General features: G+C 41.1%; 21 protein-coding genes. 9 read left to right on the plus strand and 12 right to left on the minus strand.

Annotated elements, in window-relative coordinates:
- The first annotated feature begins 91 nt into the window (after positions 1-91).
- Positions 92-991: a 5'-nucleotidase gene (locus KUG63_RS06110; RefSeq protein ID WP_015006327.1), complete on the plus strand. Its 900-nt coding sequence runs from the start codon at positions 92-94 to the stop codon at positions 989-991.
- Here the strand turns inward: KUG63_RS06110 and KUG63_RS06115 are convergent.
- The 3 genes from KUG63_RS06115 to epmB all read right to left on the minus strand — a co-directional run bounded on the left by KUG63_RS06115 (position 988) and on the right by epmB (position 5,983).
- Positions 988-3,063, minus strand: a complete 2,076-nt coding sequence (locus KUG63_RS06115; RefSeq protein WP_277641972.1) for an EAL domain-containing protein — start codon at positions 3,061-3,063, stop codon at positions 988-990. The two genes, KUG63_RS06110 and KUG63_RS06115, sit on opposite strands and share 4 nt — an antisense overlap.
- A gap of 31 nt (positions 3,064-3,094) precedes the next feature.
- The gene (locus KUG63_RS06120; RefSeq protein ID WP_287554423.1) at positions 3,095-4,870 is read right to left on the minus strand and encodes a GTPase-translation elongation factor; all 1,776 of its coding nucleotides are present in this window, start codon (positions 4,868-4,870) and stop codon (positions 3,095-3,097) included.
- Between the two features lie 81 nt (positions 4,871-4,951).
- Positions 4,952-5,983 carry an EF-P beta-lysylation protein EpmB gene (gene epmB, locus KUG63_RS06125; RefSeq protein ID WP_287554425.1) on the minus strand — a complete coding sequence of 344 codons (1,032 nt, stop codon included), beginning with the start codon at positions 5,981-5,983 and terminating at the stop codon, positions 4,952-4,954.
- Between the two features lie 60 nt (positions 5,984-6,043).
- Between epmB and efp the strand changes: the two genes are divergently transcribed.
- Positions 6,044-6,613 carry an elongation factor P gene (gene efp, locus KUG63_RS06130; RefSeq protein WP_015006323.1) on the plus strand — a complete coding sequence of 190 codons (570 nt, stop codon included), beginning with the start codon at positions 6,044-6,046 and terminating at the stop codon, positions 6,611-6,613.
- Between the two features lie 7 nt (positions 6,614-6,620).
- Entirely contained in the window at positions 6,621-7,595 is a 975-nt protein-coding gene (gene epmA, locus KUG63_RS06135) for an EF-P lysine aminoacylase EpmA (RefSeq protein WP_016390028.1), read from the plus strand.
- Here the strand turns inward: epmA and KUG63_RS06140 are convergent.
- Genes KUG63_RS06140 through ppsA form a run of 4 tightly spaced genes read right to left on the minus strand, consistent with a single transcriptional unit; the run spans position 7,569 to position 12,617 of the window.
- Positions 7,569-8,189: a DUF2238 domain-containing protein gene (locus KUG63_RS06140; RefSeq protein WP_020162436.1), complete on the minus strand. Its 621-nt coding sequence runs from the start codon at positions 8,187-8,189 to the stop codon at positions 7,569-7,571. The two genes, epmA and KUG63_RS06140, sit on opposite strands and share 27 nt — an antisense overlap.
- Before the next feature lie 9 nt (positions 8,190-8,198).
- Entirely contained in the window at positions 8,199-9,047 is an 849-nt protein-coding gene (asd, locus tag KUG63_RS06145; RefSeq protein ID WP_020932262.1) for an archaetidylserine decarboxylase, read from the minus strand.
- A gap of 11 nt (positions 9,048-9,058) precedes the next feature.
- Complete coding sequence (locus tag KUG63_RS06150; protein ID WP_277641975.1) at positions 9,059-10,240, minus strand: pyridoxal-phosphate-dependent aminotransferase family protein; 1,182 nt, start codon at positions 10,238-10,240, stop codon at positions 9,059-9,061.
- A gap of 7 nt (positions 10,241-10,247) precedes the next feature.
- Entirely contained in the window at positions 10,248-12,617 is a 2,370-nt protein-coding gene (ppsA, locus tag KUG63_RS06155; RefSeq protein WP_020932264.1) for a phosphoenolpyruvate synthase, read from the minus strand.
- Positions 12,618-12,736: 119 nt separating this feature from the next.
- Between ppsA and KUG63_RS06160 the strand changes: the two genes are divergently transcribed.
- Positions 12,737-13,558: a pyruvate, water dikinase regulatory protein gene (locus KUG63_RS06160; protein ID WP_016390033.1), complete on the plus strand. Its 822-nt coding sequence runs from the start codon at positions 12,737-12,739 to the stop codon at positions 13,556-13,558.
- Positions 13,559-13,685: 127 nt separating this feature from the next.
- Positions 13,686-16,532, plus strand: a complete 2,847-nt coding sequence (gene rapA / locus KUG63_RS06165) for an RNA polymerase-associated protein RapA (protein WP_020932266.1) — start codon at positions 13,686-13,688, stop codon at positions 16,530-16,532.
- Positions 16,533-16,775: 243 nt separating this feature from the next.
- On the opposite strand, the gene yaaA is transcribed toward rapA, so the two are convergent.
- Complete coding sequence (yaaA, locus tag KUG63_RS06170; protein ID WP_020932267.1) at positions 16,776-17,552, minus strand: peroxide stress protein YaaA; 777 nt, start codon at positions 17,550-17,552, stop codon at positions 16,776-16,778.
- A gap of 242 nt (positions 17,553-17,794) precedes the next feature.
- On the opposite strand from yaaA, the gene phbB reads away from it, so the two are divergent.
- The 3 genes from phbB (at position 17,795) to KUG63_RS06185 (ending at position 19,657) form a co-directional block, all read left to right on the plus strand.
- Complete coding sequence (gene phbB / locus KUG63_RS06175; protein WP_015006314.1) at positions 17,795-18,541, plus strand: acetoacetyl-CoA reductase; 747 nt, start codon at positions 17,795-17,797, stop codon at positions 18,539-18,541.
- A 129-nt stretch (positions 18,542-18,670) separates the two neighbouring features.
- Positions 18,671-19,321 carry a phasin family protein gene (locus KUG63_RS06180; protein WP_020932268.1) on the plus strand — a complete coding sequence of 217 codons (651 nt, stop codon included), beginning with the start codon at positions 18,671-18,673 and terminating at the stop codon, positions 19,319-19,321.
- A gap of 63 nt (positions 19,322-19,384) precedes the next feature.
- Entirely contained in the window at positions 19,385-19,657 is a 273-nt protein-coding gene (locus tag KUG63_RS06185; RefSeq protein WP_015006312.1) for a DUF6489 family protein, read from the plus strand.
- On the opposite strand, the gene phaC is transcribed toward KUG63_RS06185, so the two are convergent.
- From phaC to dksA, 4 genes are all read right to left on the minus strand, one after another.
- The gene (gene phaC, locus KUG63_RS06190) at positions 19,654-20,700 is read right to left on the minus strand and encodes a class III poly(R)-hydroxyalkanoic acid synthase subunit PhaC (RefSeq protein ID WP_020932269.1); all 1,047 of its coding nucleotides are present in this window, start codon (positions 20,698-20,700) and stop codon (positions 19,654-19,656) included. The genes KUG63_RS06185 and phaC overlap by 4 nt on opposite strands.
- 19 nt (positions 20,701-20,719) lie before the next feature.
- Positions 20,720-21,457, minus strand: coding sequence for a poly(R)-hydroxyalkanoic acid synthase subunit PhaE (locus tag KUG63_RS06195; RefSeq protein WP_020932270.1), 738 nt, complete (start codon positions 21,455-21,457; stop codon positions 20,720-20,722).
- A gap of 71 nt (positions 21,458-21,528) precedes the next feature.
- Positions 21,529-22,431, minus strand: coding sequence for a tRNA glutamyl-Q(34) synthetase GluQRS (gene gluQRS / locus KUG63_RS06200; RefSeq protein ID WP_287554428.1), 903 nt, complete (start codon positions 22,429-22,431; stop codon positions 21,529-21,531).
- A gap of 23 nt (positions 22,432-22,454) precedes the next feature.
- Entirely contained in the window at positions 22,455-22,895 is a 441-nt protein-coding gene (gene dksA, locus KUG63_RS06205; RefSeq protein ID WP_277641984.1) for an RNA polymerase-binding protein DksA, read from the minus strand.
- 157 nt (positions 22,896-23,052) lie between these two features.
- Here dksA and KUG63_RS06210 point away from each other — a divergent pair, with 157 nt between their 5' ends.
- Positions 23,053-24,228: an aminotransferase class I/II-fold pyridoxal phosphate-dependent enzyme gene (locus KUG63_RS06210; protein ID WP_277641985.1), complete on the plus strand. Its 1,176-nt coding sequence runs from the start codon at positions 23,053-23,055 to the stop codon at positions 24,226-24,228.
- Positions 24,229-24,251 lie beyond the last annotated feature (23 nt).

Here is a 24,251-nt window from a genome sequence, read left to right on the forward strand (position 1 = left end):
AATCTTCAACTAGTTGTACATGGCAAAGGGCTTCTTTTATGGGGCTTATCTACATGATTTAATATGGACGAGCGAAATAGGGGTATTCATCATGCAATCATCAGGTTCTAAAAAATTAACGATTGGGATCTCTTCAATGGCATTATTTGATTTAGTCGAATCGAATAAAGTGTTTGAAACAGAAGGCAAAGCAGCGTACTGCGCTTATCAAATTGCTAGGGAGGATGAGAGTTTAAACCCCGGGGTGGCTTACCCTTTAGTGAAAAAGCTTTTGGGCTTGAACAAACGATTACCTGAGGCATCAGTTGAGGTGATTTTATTATCAAGAAATAGCGCCGATACTGGACTTAGGGTATTTAACTCAATACGCGAACATGATTTAGATATAAAGCGTGCTGCTTTTACCAGTGGTAATAGCCCGTTTGGTTATATCTCAGCCTTTGAAGTGGACTTGTTTCTCTCAACCTCTCCAGAAGATGTACGTAAGGCGTTGGAGGTAGGGCATGCTGCAGCGACTATTTTGTCTGGTAAAGGCACGGATGCTGCTAATGATCAGTTACGGATAGCCTTTGATGGTGATGCGGTTATTTTTTCTGATGAATCGGAGAGAATATATAAGGAAAAAGGGCTGGATGCGTTTACTGAAAATGAGCAGGTATCAGCTAAAGAACCGATGTCTGGCGGTCCCTTTAAATCCTTTTTATCTGCCTTGCATAATTTACAAAGTCAGTTTGCTGAAGAAATATCTCCTGTTCGCACAGCGTTGGTAACGGCTCGTTCAGCGCCAGCCCACGAGCGTGTTGTTCGAACGCTTCGTTCTTGGGATATTAGAATTGATGAGGCGCTTTTTTTAGGTGGGCTAGCAAAAGGTGAGTTTTTAAAATCATTTGGTGCTGATATTTTCTTTGATGATCAAGCAGCGCACTGCGAGTCTGCTCAACTACACGTTGCTACTGGACATGTGCCTCATGGCGTGGCAAATGAAGATTAGTTGTTAAGGTCAAAGTCAAAACGCATGATGTCGGAGGGTTCTTGTAAGAAATAGCCCTGTACTGCGTCAATACCAAGGTTCCAAAGTAGCGCGAGTGTATTTGCATTCTCAACCGACTTTGCAATTGTTTTTACGTTATTTCTGCGAGTAACTTGAATAAGATCTTTAATGGTTTGTTGTGACTCTTCATTGTTAAGTAAGTTTTGACTAAACGTACCGTCTATTTTTAAGTAATCAACATGGTACTCTTTTAATATGCTGTCAGTGATTTGACTAAAACCAATCTGGTCAAAAGCGATTTGACAACCACACTCTTTTTTAATGACGGTGATGAAATTCTTTAAAACAGTAGGTTCAATTTTTACATCGGAAAAGCTGATTTGGAAAACCAATAAACTGGCATCTATATTATAGAACTTTAATTCACTCACAAGCGTTTCTATGAACGGTGTATTTCGGTAGGTAATATTAGAGATAGAAATAAAGAATTTTCTTTTAATCCCTTGGCGAGAGGCTTCTTTGATTTGTTCTAGGGTGCTTTTCAATACCCACTCATCAAGCTGGCTGATTAAGCCGGTTTTTTCGGCTGTTAAAATAAAATGATCGGGTGGGATATGTGCATTCTTGCTATCAAGAATTCTAAGTAGCACCGCATAATTTTCAGTTTTTTTCTGGGATAGTTCCACAATGGGTTGGTATAACGGGTGAAGTCTGTCTTGTTCTAAAGCAGATTGTATCAAATGCGTGTTTTTTGCCTCATCGATGATAACGGTTAAGGGTGTCGTGACAGAATCAAAGACATGAATTTGGTTGCCACCATGAGAACTGGCTTTGTCACAGGCTTTATCAGCCTGTGAGGTGAGTTGTTTAGAGGTGGTGACTCGCGGGTCAATAAAACTAACACCAATACTTAAGGTTAATTTAATGTATTGGCTATCATCGCCAAAGAGGGTGTTGTTAACTTGGGTTAGTATTTTTTGACAGCTTAACAAAAACTCAGAGCGCCCAAGCTCATCTGAAAACAAGGTGAAGACAGCATCACCATAGCGCGCAAGAATATCATTTTGCGAGCAGGTTTCGTTAATCGTGCGGCTTAGGGAGCGAATAACGTCGTCGGTATAATTAATACCATGCTGTTCTCGAATAGTGCGGAAGTCATCAATCAGAATAATGGCCAGCGAGCCATGTGCTTCTTCACTGGCTATCTCTTTATCAATATATTCAGTCACAAATCTTTTGTTGTACAAGCCAGTTTCATGGTCAAAGGTTCGTAGGTCGGTGAAGCCTTTTTCTACGCTACTCCATGCATCGGGGTTATGAATTAAGATTTGTGTGCAAAGCTGCTCTTTAACAAAGCAATGCGTTTTATAGAGAGTGGTGATAAATGAGTCGCCATCTCGAGTTTGTATAAGAACTGATAAGACGGTTTCATCAGGTAACGATTCTAGCGACGTATTGAAGTTTCTTTTAGATGGATTACCATGGACAGGGCAAGATGTTGGGGTGCTGAACTCCATAACGGGTTTGCAAATAATGTTTTCATCATCAGGAATGTTAAAAATACGTTTATAGGCTGAGTTGGTTGCCCAATATTGCCCATCGTGGATAAGCGCGACACCGTCTTCGGTATGTTTTAGAAAAGACTCGAACCGGTAAGATTCATTTTTAAACTGTGAATTAACTTGGTGTAATAAATATTTATTATGCTGTAAGGTTACCTCACGGGCGATAGATTTAGCGACCAAAAGAACAGGGTTAAAGCTGCGAATATCGATAATGTTATTAGCATCGTAAAGCTTGACTTCCTTGCTGCTTAGGTGTCTTTCTGTCAGTAAAATTATGGGGAAGTGAAGAAAGTACTGTTTTACTTTTCGTATTAAATCTTCGTTTTTAGAGTCATCATCGTTTAATTTTACAACGACTAGGTTCGCATCAGAGTATGACTCCGGTTTTAGACGGTTAATAGTTGTTGGCGTTAAAGTGACATCGGTTTTTGTTGTGTTCAATGCAAGTTCTAAAGCCTTAATTTCTTTTGTTGAAAAATCAACAGTTAGTACAGTCCTCTTAGTCATCTATTAGCCAAGTATTATGTTATTGCATACCTTAATCTAGATTCGTTTCTTTTAACACTGTGTAATGGTTAAAAACTTGATTTGTTTCAATTGCTGTACCAATACGATAATAATCGGTGTTGCCCTTTGTTATTAACGCGATATTTTTAGTAGTGTTGTCTAGTAAAAATGGGGTGATAATTGAGTCAGGCTGATGAATATTGGGAATGCTTTGGAGGAAAATGACGGGTTTTGGGTGGAGCTCCTTATCATGGAAATTGATATTAGCAATTTTAAGGCTAGGTGACATCATTTCTACGCCCACAGAAATATCGCCGTCATCAAGTTTGTTGATACGTCTAATAATCGCTAATTGGAGTAACCCATTTTTTGATTTAAGACAGATAATATCGCAAGCTTTCAAAAGAGGTTTGTTATTAGAAGTGATATTAAACCTTAAGCCTTGTAAGCTACTATCTCCAATGTGCGCGGTTACTTTTTCGCCTTTTTCACCTGGGTTTAGAGCATATTGGGCTTTCCAGATTTTTTCTGCAGAAAGAGAGTATTTGTTAGTCTCTTTGAGCGTGCTCTCGGCAGTCGCTTTAAGAGCTTTATTCACGAGGGCATTACTAGATTTATGGTAATTTCTTTGGTGTAACTCCATTGGTATTATTTCTAGATTCTCGACATTAAAGTTGATCGAGTTCTTTTGTTGCTGTGCTGATTTATTATTGAAGTGTTCGGGGTTTTGCTCAATAACTAAAGCTCTAATGATACTGTCAAAGCCAGGGTAGACAAGAACCTCTTCAATTTTTTCATGCCTTACTGACCGTCGGTTTTGAAAAGTACTCCAGCTAGGAAGTAATCTTTGGATTGTTATTTTTGATAAGGTAGGTTTGTCAGACATAAGTGAAATTGAGTCATACCTTTTGGGGGACATGATGTGATCACTACAAATGAATTTTAAAAGCTTCTCATTATCTATAAATCTACAATGATCATTTATATTTAAGTTGATCAAGTGAGAAGCGGGCTTAGGTAATGAAATGTCAATATAAAAGGTCGCTGATGCTTGTGGTTTTGATGATATTAAAATGTTATTAGCCTGTATAGACAAAATACGCTGAATAGTTTTTATGTCGTGTCGGTTAAACCTATTCGGACTGGCTAAATGGAAAAAGTGATTTTTTTTAAATTCATTTTCTATGGTTGTGTGTTTTCTTTTATCTATTGTCAAATATTCTAACTGATGAATGTTTAACCCTTCAGCAAGCATATATAGGGCATTTAAGTTATTCCAGAAGTTATGGTCAGTGGGTCTGTAGACTAGAGCATCAAAAAGCTGAATAATGCCCTGAAGTTCTATGGCTCTAAAGATAATAAGGCCTTTTTCATGTTCAGAAAAAACAGATTTATTGTTATTGTTTTTATCAAAATTGTTTTCAATAAAACATGTTGAACGAACAATATTTTGATATACATTTTGGGTGTTGGTTAAGATATTTAAAATTTGTGTTGATAACTTAGCTTGTTTTTGGCTTAACGGAAGGTTGGAGTTTTCTATCGTTTTGAGACTAAGGATAGTTAGTTTTATAACATAAGGGCTAACTACCTCAGAAATTTTGAACTCAGTGTAGGGGGCAACGGTCGTTGATAATAGCCCTTGCGTTGCTGTCAACATCATTCCTGCTGTCGATGCGGCGTCTAAGATCGGCAAGTCGTCTACCCACTCTTGGCAGGATCTTGTATTAGGCTCAAAAGGCAAATCTACGTGAGATTTAGTTACGACAGGCCCAATTCTATCCGTGAATTTTTTGTGCATATCCATGTGGTGTTTCTTAAGTCAGTATTTATTTAAGGTGTGTTTAAAATCATTTTTTATAAGTTAGGTTTGATTATGCGCCTTATTTTAAGGAAAGTTAATATTTGTAGATAATAATGTTTTATAAGGCTTGCCGGCTTCTTCGCGTACCAGCTTAGGTACTAAATAACCTGGGAGTTTTTTTTGAAGGTGTTGGTATACATCAAACACATGCTCCATCTGTGTGTCGAAATGCATGGCACCGTTTACTTTGTCAAGAACGTGTAAGTAATAGGGGAGGGTGTCGCAATGGAATAGACGGTGGCTTAAGTTAGTTAAGGTTTCTACATTATCATTTATGCCCCGTAATAATACCGTTTGATTGAGTAAAGTAAGCCCCGCTTTTTTTATAGCAAACAAAGTGTTAGAAACACTATCATCTAACTCGTTTGGGTGGTTGGCGTGAATAACCATAATGACTTTTTTATTTGTTGAGGAAAGTATTTCCAATAATTTTTTGCTTATCCGGCTAGGCAACACAATGGGTATTCTTGAATGAATTCGAATACGCTCAATTTGTGGCAGCTGTTCAAACAAGTCAAATAAGTGCTGAAGTCTGGTATCACTTAGCGTTAACGGGTCGCCACCACTGAGAATGACCTCGGTTACCTCTGGGTGTTCAATGAGGTACTGTTTAATAGAGTCAAGCTGTGAGCGGTTTGCACTATTGTCAGTATATGGAAACTCACGACGAAAACAGTAACGACAATGTATTGCGCAGGCCCCCGTGCTAACCAGTAAAATACGACCATAATATTTATGTAACAAGCCGGGCAAGACACTGGCTTGGCTGTCACCAACTGGGTCATTTAAATAATCTGGGTTTGTTAAAAGCTCACTAGGGTCGGGGAGAACTTGCCGAAGCAGCGGATCACCCCAATCAGACTTTTTAATGCGCTGTGCGTAACTTTTTGTGACCAGAAGTGGAAAATCTTTAGCTGCTTCAGTATGAAGGCTAAGGTCGTCAATATTAAGGTTTAAAAAACACAATAAGTCATTGATGTTTGTAAAGGCCGATTGGAGTTCTTGCTGCCAGCTCGGAATTAAAGAAGTTTTTTCTGTGTTCATCATATTAGCCATTATAATGACCATTAATTGAAGAACTTTATAATTTAACTATATTAATTAACGAGAATTTACATGGCCACTTACAGTACAAATGAATTTAAAGGCGGATTAAAAATTATGTTGGATAATTCGCCATGCACGATTGTTGAAAATGAATTCGTGAGACCCGGTAAGGGGCCTGCGTTTAGTCGAGTAAAGATTCGTAATTTAAAAACAGGTAGGGTCATTGACCGCACGTTTAAGTCGGGCGAAACCGTTGAAGCGGCTGACGTAATGGAAACTGAAATGTCTTATTTATATAACGATGGGGATTTTTGGTACTTCATGGATGATGAAACGTTCGAACAAGTATCCGGTGATGCAACCGCAGTTGGCGATGCTGCAAAGTGGATAAAAGAACAAGATAAATGTATTGTGACTTTATGGAATGGGGCGCCTTTATTGGTATCGGCACCAAATTTTGTAGAGCTTGAAGTGACCGACACCGACCCTGGCTTAAAAGGCGATACTTCTGGCGGTGGTGGTAAGCCCGCAACATTAGAAACAGGTGCAGTTGTTCGAATTCCTTTATTTGTGCAAATTGGCGAAGTGATTAAGGTTGATACTCGCACAGGCGAATACACTTCACGTGTGAAAAACTAGTTTTTAATTGACTGACCTTAACAATAAGCAATGGCCGCCGACTTGTTCAGCGGCTTTATTGCATCAGCGTGCCGAGCTTTATCGAACGATCAGGGCTTTCTTTATAGAAAAAGCTGTTCTGGAAGTCGAAACGCCGGTGCTTTCAGCAGCAGCAAGTTGTGATATTAATTTAGATAGTTTTTGTACGGCCCTGTCGGCGTCTCAAAAACTGTACTTGCAAACGTCACCTGAATTTGCCATGAAGCGTTTGCTGGCTGCGGGCTCGGGTTCTATTTATCAAATAGCAAAATCATTTAGACAGTCTGAACGGGGGCGTTTTCATAACCCTGAGTTTACGTTACTAGAATGGTATCGAGTGGGTTTTAAGCTGGCTGATTTAATCAATGAAATGGTTGAGTTGTTGATGCTCTGTTTCGGGCAAAATTTGGCGTATAGAACGGTCACGTACCAACAACTATTTCAGCAATTAACCGGGTTAAACCCTCATCAGCTTACCTACAGTGATTTAATGGCCTATGCGACTACGCAAGGCAACCCAGAGGCGAGTGATATTTGTGGCGGGAAGTTATCCAACGGCCTAGATTACGTATTCAGTCAATATGTTCAGCCGAAGCTTAAAAAAGACCTTGTTTATTTTGTAACCGATTACCCTGAATGCATGGCGATGTTAGCCCAATTAGATGAAGGCCCGCCCGTGACCGCAAAGCGTTTTGAGGTGTACTTTAATAATGTGGAGTTAGCGAATGGTTATGAGGAACTAACCGATGCTGCTGAACAAGCTAGGCGCTTTCGAGATGAGTTAACACAAAGAGAGCAAGGTGGCTTAGATGGTTTGCCGATGGACAAAAATTTATTAGCCGCGCTTGCACATGGAATGCCCGAATGTTCAGGCGTTGCCTTGGGCTTAGATAGGCTGTTGATGTTAATGACAGGCGCGAACGCCATTGATGATGTTTTAACGTTTCCGATTGATCGAGCTTAATTGTCTATCGTGTAAATAAGATAAGGTGAGCAGGGCAGTGATGGCGCCAATTAGTGCAAACATCATGTCTGACTGTGTATCCCAAATGTAGCCTTGCGTGCCTAAGAAAGCGTCTGCGCTTTTGCCTGACGCTAATGCAATCCACCACTCAATTAACTCATAAAATGCACTCACGGCTAAGCACACGCAGATGACAAAAAAATTCATCCAGCGTGATGACGTTATAACATCTTGTCGTATGACAATTTCCCGAGTAATAATCGCTGGGGTGATGCCTTGAACAAAGTGCCCAAGTTTATCGTAATTGTTTCTTTCTGAGCCCATTAGCTCAGCCAAGGCATCAAAAAGAGGGACTTCAGCATAAGTATAATGAGCACCAACCATCAAAATGACAGCGTGTATTAAGATTAATAGGTAGGCCAGCGTGGTGAGTGGGAAGGTCTTGCGGGTAAAGGTTAAAATTATTAACGCAATAATTGCCGGAAGGGCCTCAAGTAACCATGTTAGAGCATCATTGGGTGCTATGGCAGACCATAGTAATGTGCTGAAAAAAATAAAAAGCCAAGCCGATGTGTAAACCGTGTTGGTTTTCAATTTGCTTGTTTACTTATTAATTTTAGCGATCACTTGCCCGTATTGAACGGCGTCCCCTGCTGCTAAATTTTCAGCCCATGTGACCTTGTCTTTTCCATATAACATAACGATGGTTGAGCCCATATTAAAACGAGCCATTTCATCATTCTTTTTATATTGTTGCTTGTTATCGCTATATTGCCATTGACGAATTTGATTGTGGCGAGGCGGGGTAACCTCTCCATACCAAACGGTTTCAATACTCGACACAAAAATAGCACCAACCATGACCATCGCCATAGGGCCAGCAGGGGTATCAAAAAAAGCAATAACCCGTTCGTTACGGGCAAATAATTCATCTATTGCTTCAACAGTGGTTTGGTTAACGCTGAACAGTTCACCGGGTACGTGTACCATTTTTTTGAGTGTTCCATCGACAGGGAAGTGGATGCGGTGATAATCTTTAGGGGATAAATAAACCGTGGTGAATTGGCCGTCTTCAAATTCGCTGCTTAGGCTGTCATTACCCAACAAAGCAGACAGGTTAAATGATTTGCCTTTTGCTTGAAATAATTCGCCGTTTTCAATGCTGTCCATTTGGCTGATGGTGCCGTCGACAGGGCAGGCAATCGTTGTATCGTCGTGTTCTAGGGGACGTGCATCTTCACGTAATTGACGGGTAAAAAAGGCATTAAAACTTTCGTAGGCTTCTGGATCTGGTTGTGCTGCCTCAGACATGTTGACGCCAAACCGTTTAATAACAGTATTGATGATAAATTGCTTTACCCAAGGCGTTTTACAACGGGCGAGTTTATGCATTAAGGCCGATAAACTATGCTTTGGCAAAATGTGCTGAAGGAGTATAAAGAGTTTATCCATGTTAAATACCGTTATCCGAAAGTTGCTTTTTGTGCTGCAGGTAGTGCAACACCAGTGTTGATAGTTGCCCCCATGTCATTCAAGACGGACTCCAGCGAGGCAAGGCAGAACATCACATTACTAGCGCTAGCAGATTGGCCCATTAAGCCAATACGCCATACTTTACCGGCTAAGGAACCAAGCCCTGCGCCAATTTCTAGGTCATATTCGTGTAACAAGCGTTTTCTAACGACAGCATCATCAACATTGCTAGGAATAGTGACAGCATTGAGTTGGGCGAGCCGAGAGCCTTCAGGAACGATAAAGCTAAGCCCCATTGCTTCTAGACCGGCTTTTAAGGCCTGGTGCAGCATTGAATGCCGAGCCCATGCATTTTCCAAGCCTTCTTCTTTTAGCATTAATAGTGATTCATGTAAGGCGTATAGGCTGTTAACTGGGGCGGTGTGATGGTATGAGCGTCCGCCGTCATTGCCCCAGTAGCCCATAACAAGGCTTAAATCTAAGAACCAACTTTGTACTCGTTCCTTACGTTGTTTGATACGCTCTTGTGCGCGTTCACTAAAGCTAACAGGGGATAAGCCAGGCACGCAGGAAAGACATTTTTGTGTGCCAGAGTAAATGGCATCAATACCCCAATCATCCACCCGTAATTCTGAACCGCCCAAAGAAGTGACGGCATCTACAATAGTGAGGCAATTGTATTGGTGCGCTAATGCACATAAAGTTTTGGCGTCCGATAAAGCGCCCGTAGAAGTTTCTGCGTGAACAAAAGCCAGCACGCTAGCTTCAGGATGGGCTTTAAGAGCATCTTCAACTTTTTGCGGGTCAATCGCTTTTCCCCATTCATCTTCAACCATGATGGCAATAGCACCACAACGTTCAACGTTTTCTTTCATCCGTCCGCCAAAAACACCATTTTGGCAAACAATAACGCTGTCACCTGCTTCTAATAAGTTTGCAAAACAAGTTTCCATACCAGCAGAGCCGGGCGCAGATACCGGGAAAGTTAATTGGTTGTCTGTTTGGAATGCATATTGAAGCAAGGTTTTAACCTCATCCATCATGGTGCTGAAGCTCGGGTCCAAGTGGCCAATTGTCGGGCGTGCAAGCGCCGATAGGACACGTGGGTGAACATCAGATGGGCCGGGGCCCATCAAGGTGCGAACGGGTGGGTTAAACGTTGTGATCGTCATGGTTTTTTTAGCCTTCGATTTTTTGGCCCGCCATAAACATCCAGGTTTCAATAACGCTGTCTGGGTTTAGCGAGACGCTTTCAATGCCTTGTTCCATTAACCATTTGGCAAGATCAGGATGGTCAGATGGTCCCTGTCCACAAATACCAATGTATTTGTTTTGTTTGCGGCATGCTTGAATAGCCATAGAAAGAAGTTTTCTAATGGCCGGGTCGCGCTCGTCAAATAAAGAAGCGATTAAGCCGGAATCACGATCAAGCCCTAGCGTTAGTTGTGTTAAATCGTTTGAGCCAATTGAGAAACCATCGAAATACTCTAAAAACTCTTCAGCCATTAAAGCGTTAGAAGGTAATTCGCACATCATAATGAGCTTAAGGCCATTTTTACCGCTTTCAATACCGTTTTCTTTCAGTAGCTCGGTGACTTGCTTGGCTTCGTCTAGGGTACGTACGAAAGGAATCATCACCCAGACATTTGTTAGTCCCATCTGGTCGCGTACAAACTTTAGGGCCTCGCATTCCATATTGAAACATTCGCGGAATGAGTCAGAGATGTAGCGTGATGCGCCTCTAAAACCAAGCATTGGGTTTTCTTCTTCCGGTTCATAACGGTCGCCGCCAATTAAGTTGGCGTATTCATTCGATTTGAAATCGGACATGCGAACAATGACGGATTTAGGCGAGAAAGCTGCAGCGATGGTTGAGATGCCTTCGACTAAACGTTTAACGTAATAGTCTTTAGGGCTTTCATAACAAGAAATTCGTTTGCTGATGGTTTCTTTTAGGTCGCTTGGTAATTGTTCATACTCTAAGAGTGCTTTAGGGTGAATACCAATCATTCGGTTAATAATGAACTCTAAGCGTGCTAGGCCAACTCCTTCATGGGGTAATGAGGCGAAATCAAAGGCTCGATCAGGGTTGCCGACGTTCATCATGACTTTAACTGGAATGTCAGGCATGGCGTCTAAGTTAACGGTGTCTACTTGATAGTCCAGTAGACCTTCGTAAATAAAGCCAGTATCTCCTTCGGCACAAGAAACGGTAATATCAGTGTCTTGGGTAATATGGTCTGTTGCATCACCACAGCCAACCACAGCAGGAATACCCAATTCACGGGCAATAATGGCGGCATGACAGGTTCTGCCACCACGGTTGGTTACAATCGCTGAGGCGCGTTTCATAATCGGTTCCCAGTCTGGGTCGGTCATGTCGGTGACTAATACGTCGCCCTCTTGGACTTGGTCCATTTGAGAAATATTATCGATAACGCGAGCAGGGCCAGAACCAATTTTTTGGCCAATACTACGGCCCTCAACAAGTACCTTAGCTGTTTCGTTTAAAGAGTAACGTTGAATTTCTTTACCGGCGCGGCTTTGAACCGTTTCAGGACGAGCTTGAACGATATACAGCTGACCGTCTAAACCATCTTTAGCCCATTCGATATCCATAGGCCGTTGGTAGTGTTTTTCAATAGTAATAGCGATGCTGGAAAGTTTTTCCACCTCGGCATCGGTCAAGGAATAAACGCCGCGTGTTGATGGGTCAGTATCCACAATTTTAACAGGGTCGCCTGCTTCATCGTTATAGATCATCTTAATCAACTTGCTACCTAAGTTGCGGCGTAATACAGCAGGCCGACCAGCTTCTAAGGTTGGCTTATGAACATAAAACTCATCTGGGTTAACGGCACCTTGAACGACCATTTCACCTAAACCATAGCTGGAGGTGATAAAAACTGCGTCACGAAAGCCTGATTCGGTATCGAGTGTAAACATAACACCTGAAGCGCTTATGTCGCTGCGAACCATGCGTTGAATGCCAGCGGAAAGGGCAACGCCACTGTGTTCAAATCCTTGGTGTACACGGTAAGAAATGGCTCGATCATTAAATAATGAGGCAAATACCTCTTTAATTGAACGCATTACATTGTCAATACCATCAACGTTTAGGAATGTTTCTTGTTGCCCCGCGAATGATGCATCGGGTAAATCTTCAGCCGTTGCAGAGGAACGAACGGCAACAGAGAACTCACTATTTGCATCAGCTTGCATTTTTGCATAGGCCTTTTCAATAGCCGTTTTTAAGCTTGGTTGGAAGGGCGTGTCAATAATCCACTGGCGAATTTCTTTGCCGGCTGCGGCCAAGGCATTAACGTCATCTACATTTAATGTGCTGAGCTTTTCGTGAATTTTATCATCGATACCACTTTGCGAAAGAAAGTCTCTAAAAGCCGTTGCTGTTGTGGCAAAGCCACCGGGTACATCAACGCCTACAGAGGCTAAATTGCTAATCATCTCGCCGAGTGATGCATTCTTTCCACCAACGTGCTCGACGTCGTCCATACCTGTTGAGTCTAGCCAAACAATATAATCTTCCAACTTCTGATCCCCTAATGTTGATACCTTCCACACTGCAAATCTATCTGCTGAGAAGCTACCTTTTGGTTTAAAATTCGAATTAATCCAATATTTTAACAAAAAATGCACCGCTATATTCAATGAAAAGCAGAACAATCTTTTTTATATCAGATAGAACGGCTATTACAGCAGAAACACTGGGTAATAGTCTAATGACACAATTTACAGGTGTTGAGCGTGAACGACACGTTATTCCCTTTATAGATACGGTATCAAGGGCAGAGACTGTGTGTAATAAAATTAATGCAGCTTATACGGTTAATGAAGGCCGCCCAATTGTTTTTAGCACATTCACTAATGATGATTTGCGTGAGATAGTGTCTAAAAGTAATTGTATTTTCTATGATTTGTTTAATGATTATATTACTAGAATGGAAAATGATTTACGACAAGAGTCATCTCATGAGGTCGGGAAAAGTCATGGTTTGAGTGATACAAGCTCTTACGAATCACGCATACGGGCGGTTAATTATGCGCTGGAGTATGATGATGGTGCGCGTTTAGACCGTTATGATCAGGCTGATGTCATTTTAATTGGTGTTTCAAGAACGGGGAAAACACCAACGTCTTTATTTCTTGCCCTTCAATATGGCATTTTTACGGCTAACTTCCCGATTACAGACAGTGATTTAGATAACTGTGAGCTTCCTAGAGCATTAAAACCGTATAAGAAAAAATTATTTGGCTTGACCATCAGCGCGGAGCAGCTGAGCAGGATTCGTGAAGAGCGTCGACCAGGTAGTCCTTATGCTTCATTAAAAACCTGTCAAAGAGAAGTTTCACAAGTAGAAGAATTATTGCATATGGAAAATGTGCCGTTTTTGAATGTAACCTCTATTTCGATTGAGGAGATTGCGGCGCAGGTTCGTTTAACTAAAGACTTGGATGTGAAACATTTTTAACAACGAGTATGGGAATCCTGTTTGGCTTTAAGTAATCTTATGATTTTAGGTGTAACTTAGGTTGCGAGTACGGGGGATTACTTTTATCATCCACGCCTTTTATATTCCGTGGTGAGGTCAACAGTCGATGAGTCAACATATTTTTTATCCTGGGCAACGTTGGGTTAGTCATTCTGAAACTGAATTGGGCCTAGGGGTTGTTGAGAGCATAGAAGGGCGCCACGTGACATTGTTTTACCCAGCTGTTGAAGAGCCTCGGGTGTATGCATTGGATAATGCACCGCTAAGTAGGGTGACTTTCAATGTGGGTGACACAGTAAGCCACCAAGGTGGTCAAGAAGTAACTATTGAGCAAACCCAAGAGCATAACCATTGCATGATTTATTTGTGTATTGATGGGCAGGGTGAGCAAGTGGTGCTACACGAAATTGATTTGGATAGTACCGGGGCGTTTAATAAACCTCAAAGTCGTTTATTTACTGGGCAGCTAGATAAAAACAAGCTGTTTGATTTGCGCCTTAAAACATTAGACTTTCAACGTAAACTAGATCAGTTTAAAGGGTTTGGTTTATCGGGCCCACGTGTTCAGTTATTACCCCATCAATTTTATATAGCGAGTAAAGTAACGGAGCGAAATGCAGCGCGTGTTTTACTGGCCGACGAGGTCGGATTAGGGAAAACAATTGAAGCGGGTTTAATTTTACATCAGCAACTATTAACCGGTTCAATTGAGCGAGTATTGATTGTTGTCCCCGATGCACTTATTCATCAATGGTTGGTAGAACTCTTACGTCGTTTTAATTTGTCTTTTACAATTCTAGATCGTGAACGTTGTGATGCGATTAGAGAAGAGGGGGACATAAACCCGTTTGAAACGGCTCAATTAGTACTTTGCCAATTATCTTTTTTATCTGAAAATGCGAATTATCATGCCTCAGCGGTAGCAGCAAATTGGGACTTGATGATTGTTGATGAAGCGCATCATTTATTCTGGAACGAGAATAACGTTAGTAACGAATACCGCTGTATTGAAGAATTAGCAAATCATGTACCGGGCTTATTGCTATTGACTGCCACACCTGAGCAATTAGGGGTTACGAGCCATTTCGCAAGGTTGCGCTTATTAGATCCCGATCGTTATTACGATTTAGCCGCTTTTCGTGAAGAACAAGCCGGTTACCAGGAGATTAATCAGCTTATTAAACAGTTGATGGCGGCAAACTCCATTGATGGGGTACTTGCTGATGTTAATTTAAAGCAATCGCTGTTGCAGCTACTGGGTGAGCAAGCGGTTTTATCTGACGATATATCTGTGGACTCGCTCATTGATGCATTGCTCGATCGGCACGGTACTGGCCGCGTGTTGTTTAGGAACACGCGAGAAAATATAGATGCGTTTTCATCTAGGAAATTACACGCGTATCAATTACCTGCGCTTAGCGTAGAAAATGAGTTTGAGCTAGACACCGATCTTGCATTGGCCAAAACGCTATTGCCTGAAATGTTATTGGGCGAAGACTGGTTGATGCTAGATCCACGTATCACCTGGTTGGTGGAATGGTTGGATACGCATAAAAATGAAAAGGTATTGTTGATTTGCGCGCAGCAACAAACGGCGCAGGAGTTACATGAATATTTAAAAATGCGCACAATTTTTGCGTCTGCCGTTTTTCATGAAGGTATGAGCTTAATAGAAAGAGATAGGGCTGCGGCGTACTTTTCTGATGCAGAGGAAGGAGCTCAGATTCTTATCTGTTCTGAAATTGGAAGTGAAGGTCGAAATTTTCAGTTTGCGCACCACTTGGTATTATTTGACCTGCCACTTAATCCAGACTTGTTAGAACAAAGGATAGGTCGCCTAGATCGAATTGGTCAAACCGATACGGTGCACCTTCATGTGCCATGTATAGAGGGAACCGGCCAACATCGATTGATGAATTGGTATGATAAAGGACTCAACGCCTTTAGCCATGTCTGCTCAACAGGGCACCATGTTTATGCGATTGTTAAAGCGGATTTAAAAGAAGCCTTGCTGGGTGATGCGTCTGATGATGAATTTGCAGCAATCATTGAAAAAACCAGTACGTTAATGCAACAGAGCATAGCGGATATGCATGCAGGCCGTGACTTGATGTTGGAATTAAACTCTTGCAGAAAAGAGCAGGCACAAGAAATTATTGATGAAATTAGTTTGTCATCAAGCCACTTAGAATTGTCTCATTACATGGAAGAAGTCTTTGAAAGTTTTGGTGTTGAGCAGCAATACCATAGCGAAGACAGCATTGTTATTAAGCCAAGTGGTCATTTGCAAAGTGATGCTTTCCCTAGTTTGCCTGAAGACGGTTTAACGGCGACGTTTAACCGAAAGATTGCCTTGTCACGTGAAGATTTTCAATTCTTAACCTGGGAACACCCCATGGTGACTGGCGCGATGGAGCAAATTATCAATAGTGAGTTTGGTAATTCAACGTTTTGTACCATGGCATTACCGCCTATTCCTGCTGGAACGGTGATTCTCGAAGCTATATTTACAACGCATTGTCCCGCACCTAAACGCTTACAATTGCACCGCTATTTGCCGAAAACGGTAAAGCGAATTGTGGTCGGTTCAAATGGCTTGGATATGACTGATATTTTAAAGCCAGAGCATATTGAGTCTAGGGTGACGTTTGTTAAAAAGTCAATTGCACTGAATATTATTGAGCATGGTCAAGAGGCGATTAAAACACTGATTGAAAAAGCTGAGAAACTGGTTGTTGTTCACCAAGAAGCGTTAGTAAAACAAAGTGTTGAAGAGATGCAACAACAAGAATCGTTGAATCTAGAAAGGCTTGTTGCATTGGCGCGGGTAAACCCCAATATTCGCGATAGCGAGATTACTCAATTAAAAGCCAATATTAACGACTTAGGTAGCTACATTAAAAGAGCCTCCTTTAAGTTAGATGCAATTCGCGTTATCTTGACCACAGACTAGCTGACTAGGGCGAAAGGTATCGTACTAATAAGGCACCCTCTAATAGGTTTTAGCGTTAATAATTTATTGACCAGTTAACCCGTCGCCTGATTTGGAGCAGTCTATAATGAGCTGGAGCCGAAGTGGGGTTTTACCTTAGAGCAAGTCTGCTGCCTTGTGATTATAGTTAAAGATAACCAGAGACACTAAAACAGCGGCTTGAATAACCGATTTTGGCATGACAGTAGCAAAAGCGATAAAAAATTAAACAGCCTCTTTTCTTAAAAACACCCATTCTTTGTCTGAAGATTGTTCTGCTGAGAATGCGTAGCCGGCGGTGTCAAACTGTTTGATATCGCTGGGGCTTTCCAGTCTATTTTTAATAATGTAGGCGCTCATCATACCGCGTGCTTTTTTAGCATAAAAACTGATAATTTTATATTTATCATTTTTCCAGTCTTTGAAAACCGGAGTGATCACTTGAGCATTCAGCTGAGCTGGTTTGACAGCCTTGAAATATTCGTTAGAAGCTAGATTAATAAGAACAGGGCTTTTCTGTTCGGTAAGTTCTTGATTCAGTTTGTCGGTAATTTTATGACCCCAAAATTCATAGAGGTTTTTACCTCGTTGGTTGCTAAATTTTGTGCCCATTTCTAAACGATAGGGCTGGATTAAATCTAAAGGTTTAAGTAAACCATACAAACCAGAAAGAATACGTAGGTGCTTATGAGCCCACTCTAAATCGTCTTCTGAAAATGAGCTTGTATCCATGCCTTCGTAAACATCACCTTTAAATGATAATAATGCCTGTTTGCTATTTTTATCGGTGAAAGGTCGTTGCCACTCAATAAACCGGTTGCTATTGAGCACGCCTAATTTATCACTAATACTCATCAAACTAGACACGTCTGATGGTGACAGGGTTTTAAGTTGATCAATTAACTCCGCTGAATCATCTAAAAACGCCGGTTGTGAATGGCTTGTTGTAGCGGGCGGGGTGTCGAAATCTAAGGTTTTCGCAGGAGAAATAATCAATAACATAGCCTTAACTCATTTTAAGTGATGTGTGTTCGTATTGTACGGTAAATATACTGGTTCAGTTAAGTGAGAAAAGAGGCTTTATTTATAAGGGCTCTCTATTATAAAACGTGATGAGAAAAATAATAATAAACACGCAGCGAGGGTATGTTGGCGGGCCAAAAATTGACTTAGCTAGTTACTTTAACTATAGTGCAATGCAATAAACAAGTTTATTCTTAATTAATTATTTGGAGTGCCAGAGTATGAGTAATTCAGTAGCCTTAGTAACAGGTGGTATTGGCGGTATTGGGTCTGAGATATCTAAAAAGTTATCACAGAACGGCTATATTGTTATTGCAACAACGTTTAACAAAGAAATTGAAAAAGCAGACGAATGGGTAGCTGCTCAAAAGAAAGAAGGGTTTGATTTTTTAGTTGAAGAAGCAGACGTTACAAGTTTTGACGCTTGTGCTGAGATGATTAAACACGTTGAAGAGACAGTTGGCCCAATTGAAGTGTTGGTTAACTGTGCAGGCATTACTCGCGATGGCTTTTTGAAAAACATGGATGAGTCTAATTGGGATGCTGTGTTATCTACTAATTTAGATGGCGTGTTTAATATGACTAAAAATGTTCTAGACTTTATGTTGAAAAGAGGACATGGACGGATTATTAATATTTCTTCAGTAAATGGCCAACGTGGCCAATTTGGTCAAACCAACTACTCTGCGGCAAAAGCCGGTATGCATGGTTTTACAATGGCGTTAGCACAAGAAGTAGCTCGTAAAGGGATTACTGTTAATTCAGTAAGCCCAGGTTATGTAGCGACTAGCATGGTTATGGCGATTGATGAAGGCATTCGTAATGAATTAATTTCGCAAATTCCAATGCAACGTTTGGCTGAACCGGTTGAGATTGCTAATGCGGTCAACTTTCTAGCCTCAAGCGAAGCAAGCTATATAACAGGGGCAAATATTCCTGTTAATGGTGGCTTGTTTACTAGTTTCTAAGGAGTCTGAAATACTTCTTTAGAGAGAAAAAGGCAACCATTTGGTTGCCTTTTTTATTGACAGCTAGTTAAGTAATCGATATTACTGGACTAGGTTTTTATTTTTTAAATAATTCAGGGAGCGGTGAAAATGCAAAATGACCTTATCAAACAGTGGGCTCAATTAAGTAAAAAAGCCAATGAATCATTAAAGAAAATTAATACGTTAAATACCCAATCGGTAAAACAACTAACCCAATTGCAAATGGATTTGGTGTCGAGTTGTCTCGAAGGAAGTATAAAAAAAGTTACTTCTGTGAATAAAGTTGGCTCAATGACAGAGTTGATGAATTTACAATCTAGTTTGTACAAGGAGTTATCAGAAAAAGTATTGAAAAATGCGCAATCGTCAGTCAAAGTTGCAATGGAGACAAGGAAGGCGATGGGCGAGCTTATCCAAGAAGGCTTAGCAGAGGCGCCTTCAATGGTTATGACGCCTGTGGCTAAGAAAACAACACCAAAACCTGCCGCTAGGAAAGCGACCCCCAAGCCTGCAGCACCGAAACCTGCTGCTAAAAAAGTTCCCCCCAAACCCGCGGCTAAGAAAGCAGCACCGAAACCTGCCGCTAAAAAAACTCCCCCCAAACCGGCGGCGGCTAAGAAAGCCGCACCGAAGCCTACAGCTAAGGAAGCCGCACCAAAACCCGCTGTCAAGCAAACGGCACCTAAAGCAACGGCTAGAAGCACGCAACTACCAAATCCGTCAGGTCGCCCTGTAACAGAAGGTGATGCTAAAAAATAATTATGTCTCGCGCTAAGGTCTACAATGTTAGGTAGACCTTAGCGGTATGAGGTGGGGAAGTATATGAAAGCAACGATTGAAATTGAGGCAACACCTCAAGAAATGAGAGAGTTCTTGGGTCTGCCTGATGTTCAAGCTATTCAGCGCGAAGCGATAGAGAAAATTCGTAATAAAATGCTAGTTGGTATTGAGTCGAGTGATATGGTTGAACTCATGAAACTATATATGCCAATGCCTGAACAAATGTTGGCAATGGAAGGTGTTCAAAAGACTATGTGGGATGCGATGATGAAAACGGTTGAGCTATCAACATCGACAGACAAAGGCAAATCCTAAGCTAGTCCTTGTTCCAGTGATTGGATCAGTGTCTGTTGAGTTCTTGGGCTAGTGAATGCACCAATGTGCCCGCCAACTAGCGCTTGTTCTTGATAAAGCTCCGGCTTTATATGTTGCTTCAGTGCGCGTGTTGCTTCGGGTGGGACAAGGTGATCTTGTGTTGCGTAAAGGTTTAGCACCGGAGACGTGATTTTGTTCAGTAAAACAGCATGCCCAGCAATGGTTAATGTGTTTTCATGTAATTTGTTCTGTTGATAAAAATTAATTAAAAACTCATCGGCAGCCGCTCTGTTTAAATCTGGTCCGTCATGTAACCACCTTTCCATGCGTAGGAACGTGTTTAAGCTTTCAGTGTTGTTAATAATATGCTTGAGTCGACGGTACTTTTCTCGGTTTAATTGAAAAGGTTTTATGGCTTTAAAAAGTTGGCTTATAAGCTCAGCAGGCACATTGCCTGTATGAGACGCTAATGCTTGTGTGTTTAAGTGACTGGTCCAACTTGTTAAGGGGTTGTTTTTAGTATGAAAATCTATGGGCGTCACTAGGGTTACGAGCTTGCGAATTTCAGTTGGGTGAAGCGCGGTATAACATAAGGAGAAGACGCCGCCTTGGCAAACACCTAAGAGGTCTATTTTTTCTTCTTTAGAGTGGTGTTTTACTTGCTGAACGCAACGGTGTAAATAACCATTAATATAGTCATTTAGGTCTGTAAAACGATCACTACTATCGGGGTATCCCCAGTCGATGAGGTAAACCGGGTAACCTTTCTCTAATAAACGTAATATAAGGGATCTTTTAGGCTCAAGATCCATAATATAAGGGCGATTAACCAGAGCGTAGGTTATTAGGATAGGGAGTTTTTTCTGCGCAACATCAAGAGGGTTATAGTGAAAAAGTTGCAGCTTATTTTCACTATAAATAAGTTCTTTGAGGCTACTGCCGACTTCAGGCGGGGGTTGTTTATCCTTGTCAGCTAGCTTCTCCATAAGAAGCACAAACTCATCTTGCCAGATATTTTCGTGATCTTTGGTTTTATTCGGCATCTGCTCGGCTCAACAGGCGTTATTTTAATTGATAAATGGTTTGTCTAAGTTCGTTAATGACTTCGTCGGTTTGTGCTTTATATTCTGCAAACTCCATTCTAAGTTTATGCAGGCCATTTTGTAAATCTTCTAATGATTGTTGTGTTGGAAGGCCGAATAGCTCAGCTGCTTGTTCAGAAAAAGCATGTTGTGTATTTTTTAAGTTATTTAATGATTCAAACAATTTTTTTTGCGCATTTATATAGTCATCGGTTTGACTGATCTCACTAAACGCCTTTTCGCCAGCAGTTAACCAAAAAATACATAGCTGTTCATTCGATGCGTCTGGAGACTCATCTTTCAAGGCTTGAAAGTGCTTCATTGCTGATTGGCTTAACTTGGCATAAAGCTGATTTAATTTAGACAGCGCTGCTTGAATACTAGAGAGATTTTCTTGGGCCTGTAATGGAAGTTCGCAGATTGCTTGGGTAAATTGCTGTATCAGCTGGGTATCAGTGCTTGATTGAAAGTTATTGAGACTAAAAAAGCTTTGGAGCCATTTAGTTTGTGGGTTTGAGGCTGTGTTAAATCCGAGAGTGCTGGGTAAGTCCCAAAATTTTGATAAATCAGTCTCGTTATTATTTACGTTGTTAATTAGCTGCTGATAAAAGTCGCCGTGTTCTTGAAACTTTTGTAAAACGGCCTTGTACTCATCTGGCAGCTTACTGTTCATTAATGTAAAAAATTGAGTATAAGGGCTTCTAGTATCTGTAGTCATTTGTGTTGTTTCTAATGAACTAGCTATGATTATATTGAAATAAAACTAAAACGTAATGCTGGCTTTTATGTTTAGTTGCTTTGTAAGGGGAGTGATTGTTGAACAATAATCTGTTTAAGTGACCAATGCTTAATACCCCAATTTAGAATTTCTGCTGTGCTTGATTCTAACAGTTCTTGGGGTGGGTTTAAGCTTAAATGGACAAATGTTCTTAAAAGTGTGGATTTAACAGGTGATAATGAGATGTCGCTCGCATAAGTTTGTTTGCTCAATTTAATGCCGTTAGTGTCTGTAATAACAGGGATATGAGCATAATGAGGTGTTTGTATGCTCAATAATTGTTGTAAATGAATTTGTCGGTAGGTGCTGTCTAGAAGGTCATGCCCTCGTAATACTTCAGTAATGCCTTGTGTACTATCATCAATAACAACAGCAAGGTGATAAGCATAAACACGGTCTTTGCGAAACATTACAAAATCATCATGCTGTGTTTGTAGTTTATGATGGGAGGGACCTTGCACGGCATCGATAAAGGATATTTTTTTATTTGCTAATCGGATACGTAATGCAGAAGGTTGATTGGGTTTTAACGGGTGGCTTAGACAATGGCCGTCATAAAGACCTGCGTGAAGTCCTCTGTTGGCTAAATCTTTGCGAGAGCATTGACAGGGATAAAGTAATTGACGTTCAAGGAGTTGTTCTAACGCATGTTGATAGTCATGATGGCGAGTGTGCTGGTAGAAAACAGGCTCATCCCATGTAAGGCCGAATTGCTCGAGCGTTTTAAGTATTTTGCTGGAATACTGTTGCTGACAGCGAGCGGAGTCTAAGTCATCTATTCTTACAAGCCATTTGCCGCCTTTAGATCGTGCTTGTAAAAAGCTAGCAATAGCCGTGTATAAAGAGCCGTAATGTAAAGGGCCGGTTGGAGAGGGGGCAAATCGCCCCCTATAAGCTGGGTCCAAAGCAACCAAAAGATAGGCTTAAGGCAAAGGCATCAAATCTTTTGTTTTTCTCTTATCTCATCAAGAGATTTACAGTCAATACATTGTGTGGCAGTTGGGCGTGCTTCTAAACGCTTAATAGCGATTTCTATGCCACATGTTTCACAAAATCCATAGTCACCAGCGTTCAACATGCTAATGGATTCATCAATTTTTTTGACCAGTTTACGTTCACGATCGCGTGTTCTTAACTCAAGGCTAAAGTCAGCTTCTTGGCTGGCTCTATCTGTTGGATCTGGAAAGTTTGAAGCTTCATCTTGCATGTGATGAACGGTACGGTCCACATCATCCATTAGGCCTTCTTTCCACTGCATTAGAATAGATCTGAAGTGTTCAACCTGAGCAGGACTCATGTGTTCCTCACCTTTCTTTGCTTTGTAAGGTTTAAACTTTAGGTGACTTGCATCTAAATTTTTATCTTTGTTTGTAGCCATTATTTTATTTGTTACCAATGGTTAAAAAAATCAAGCGCGCATAAATATCAGATATTGCGGAAATAAGCAATGTTTTTCGTCGATTTGAATGCTCGTACGTTCAGTTGTATTGCTCTAAAATATAGACTTTATTTCAGGTTTCTACAAAGGTTTTTTGATGAATGTTGGAAAAGTTTCTAAGCGCGTTGAACAGGTTTTTCCGTTTTATGTGATGGATATTATGGAGAAAGCTAAAGCGCTTGAAGAGCAAGGGGAAAATGTTGTTCATATGGAAGTAGGGGAACCAGACTTTCCAACCCCTGAACCGATCTTAAAGGCTGCTCAAGGTTTTTTGGAAAAAGGAGATGTTCACTATACTAAAGCGCAAGGCTTACCTGCCTTACGAAAAAAAATAGCAAGGTATTATCGTGATGAGTATAACGTTGACCTATCGCCTGAACGTATTTTTATAACGCCAGGCGCATCAGGGGCCTTAACGGTTGCCTTAGCATCATTGCTAGATGCAGGTGATGAGGTGCTGACCTGCGACCCGGGGTATCCCTGTAATAATAATATAGTTACTTTATTTGGGGGGCAGCCAACCTCTATCAATGTTGGTGAGGAACATGGTTTTCAACTAACAGGGCAGTTAATTGCACAAGCCTGGTCGAAGGCAACACGTGGTGTAATGATGGCCTCACCCTCAAACCCAACTGGAGCCGCGGTTAATTTTGATCAGTTACAAAATATTGTTCAAACAATAAGAGAGCGAGAAGGGTTTTTAATTTCAGATGAGATATATCATGGGCTTGTGTATGGGCAACGAGCCATTTCAGCATTAGAAATATCAGATGATGTGTTTGTTTTAAATAGCTTTTCAAAGTTTTTTGGAATGACAGGCTGGCGCTTGGGTTGGTTGGTGGTGCCTGAATACGCTATATCAGCTGCAAATCGGCTTATGCAAAACTTATATATCTCTGCACCAACGCCCTCGCAATATGCCGCTTTAGCTGCATTTGATGAGGATACACGAGTGATTTTGAATCAACGTAGAGATGAGTTCGAGCAGCGTAGAGATAGGCTTTACGAGGGTTTGGAGTCATTGGGGTTTGTAATGATGGCTAAGCCACAAGGTGCGTTTTATATTTATGCGGACTGCCGATTATTTACGGATGATAGTTATGCGTTTGCTTTGGAGTTATTGGAAAAAGCAGGTGTAGCAACAACGCCAGGGAAAGACTTCGGTTCTAGCGAACCTGCAAGGTATCTTCGGTTTGCATACACGACATCAATTGAACGTATTGAAGAGGGCTTAAAGCGAATTAAAGCCTTCTTAGTAGAACGTGGTAGCTAAGATTAACTGCATAGTGCAGGGTT

Origin of the sequence: Cycloclasticus sp. (assembly GCF_019090545.1) — a bacterium.
Taxonomy (GTDB): Bacteria; Pseudomonadota; Gammaproteobacteria; order Methylococcales; family Cycloclasticaceae; genus Cycloclasticus; species Cycloclasticus pugetii.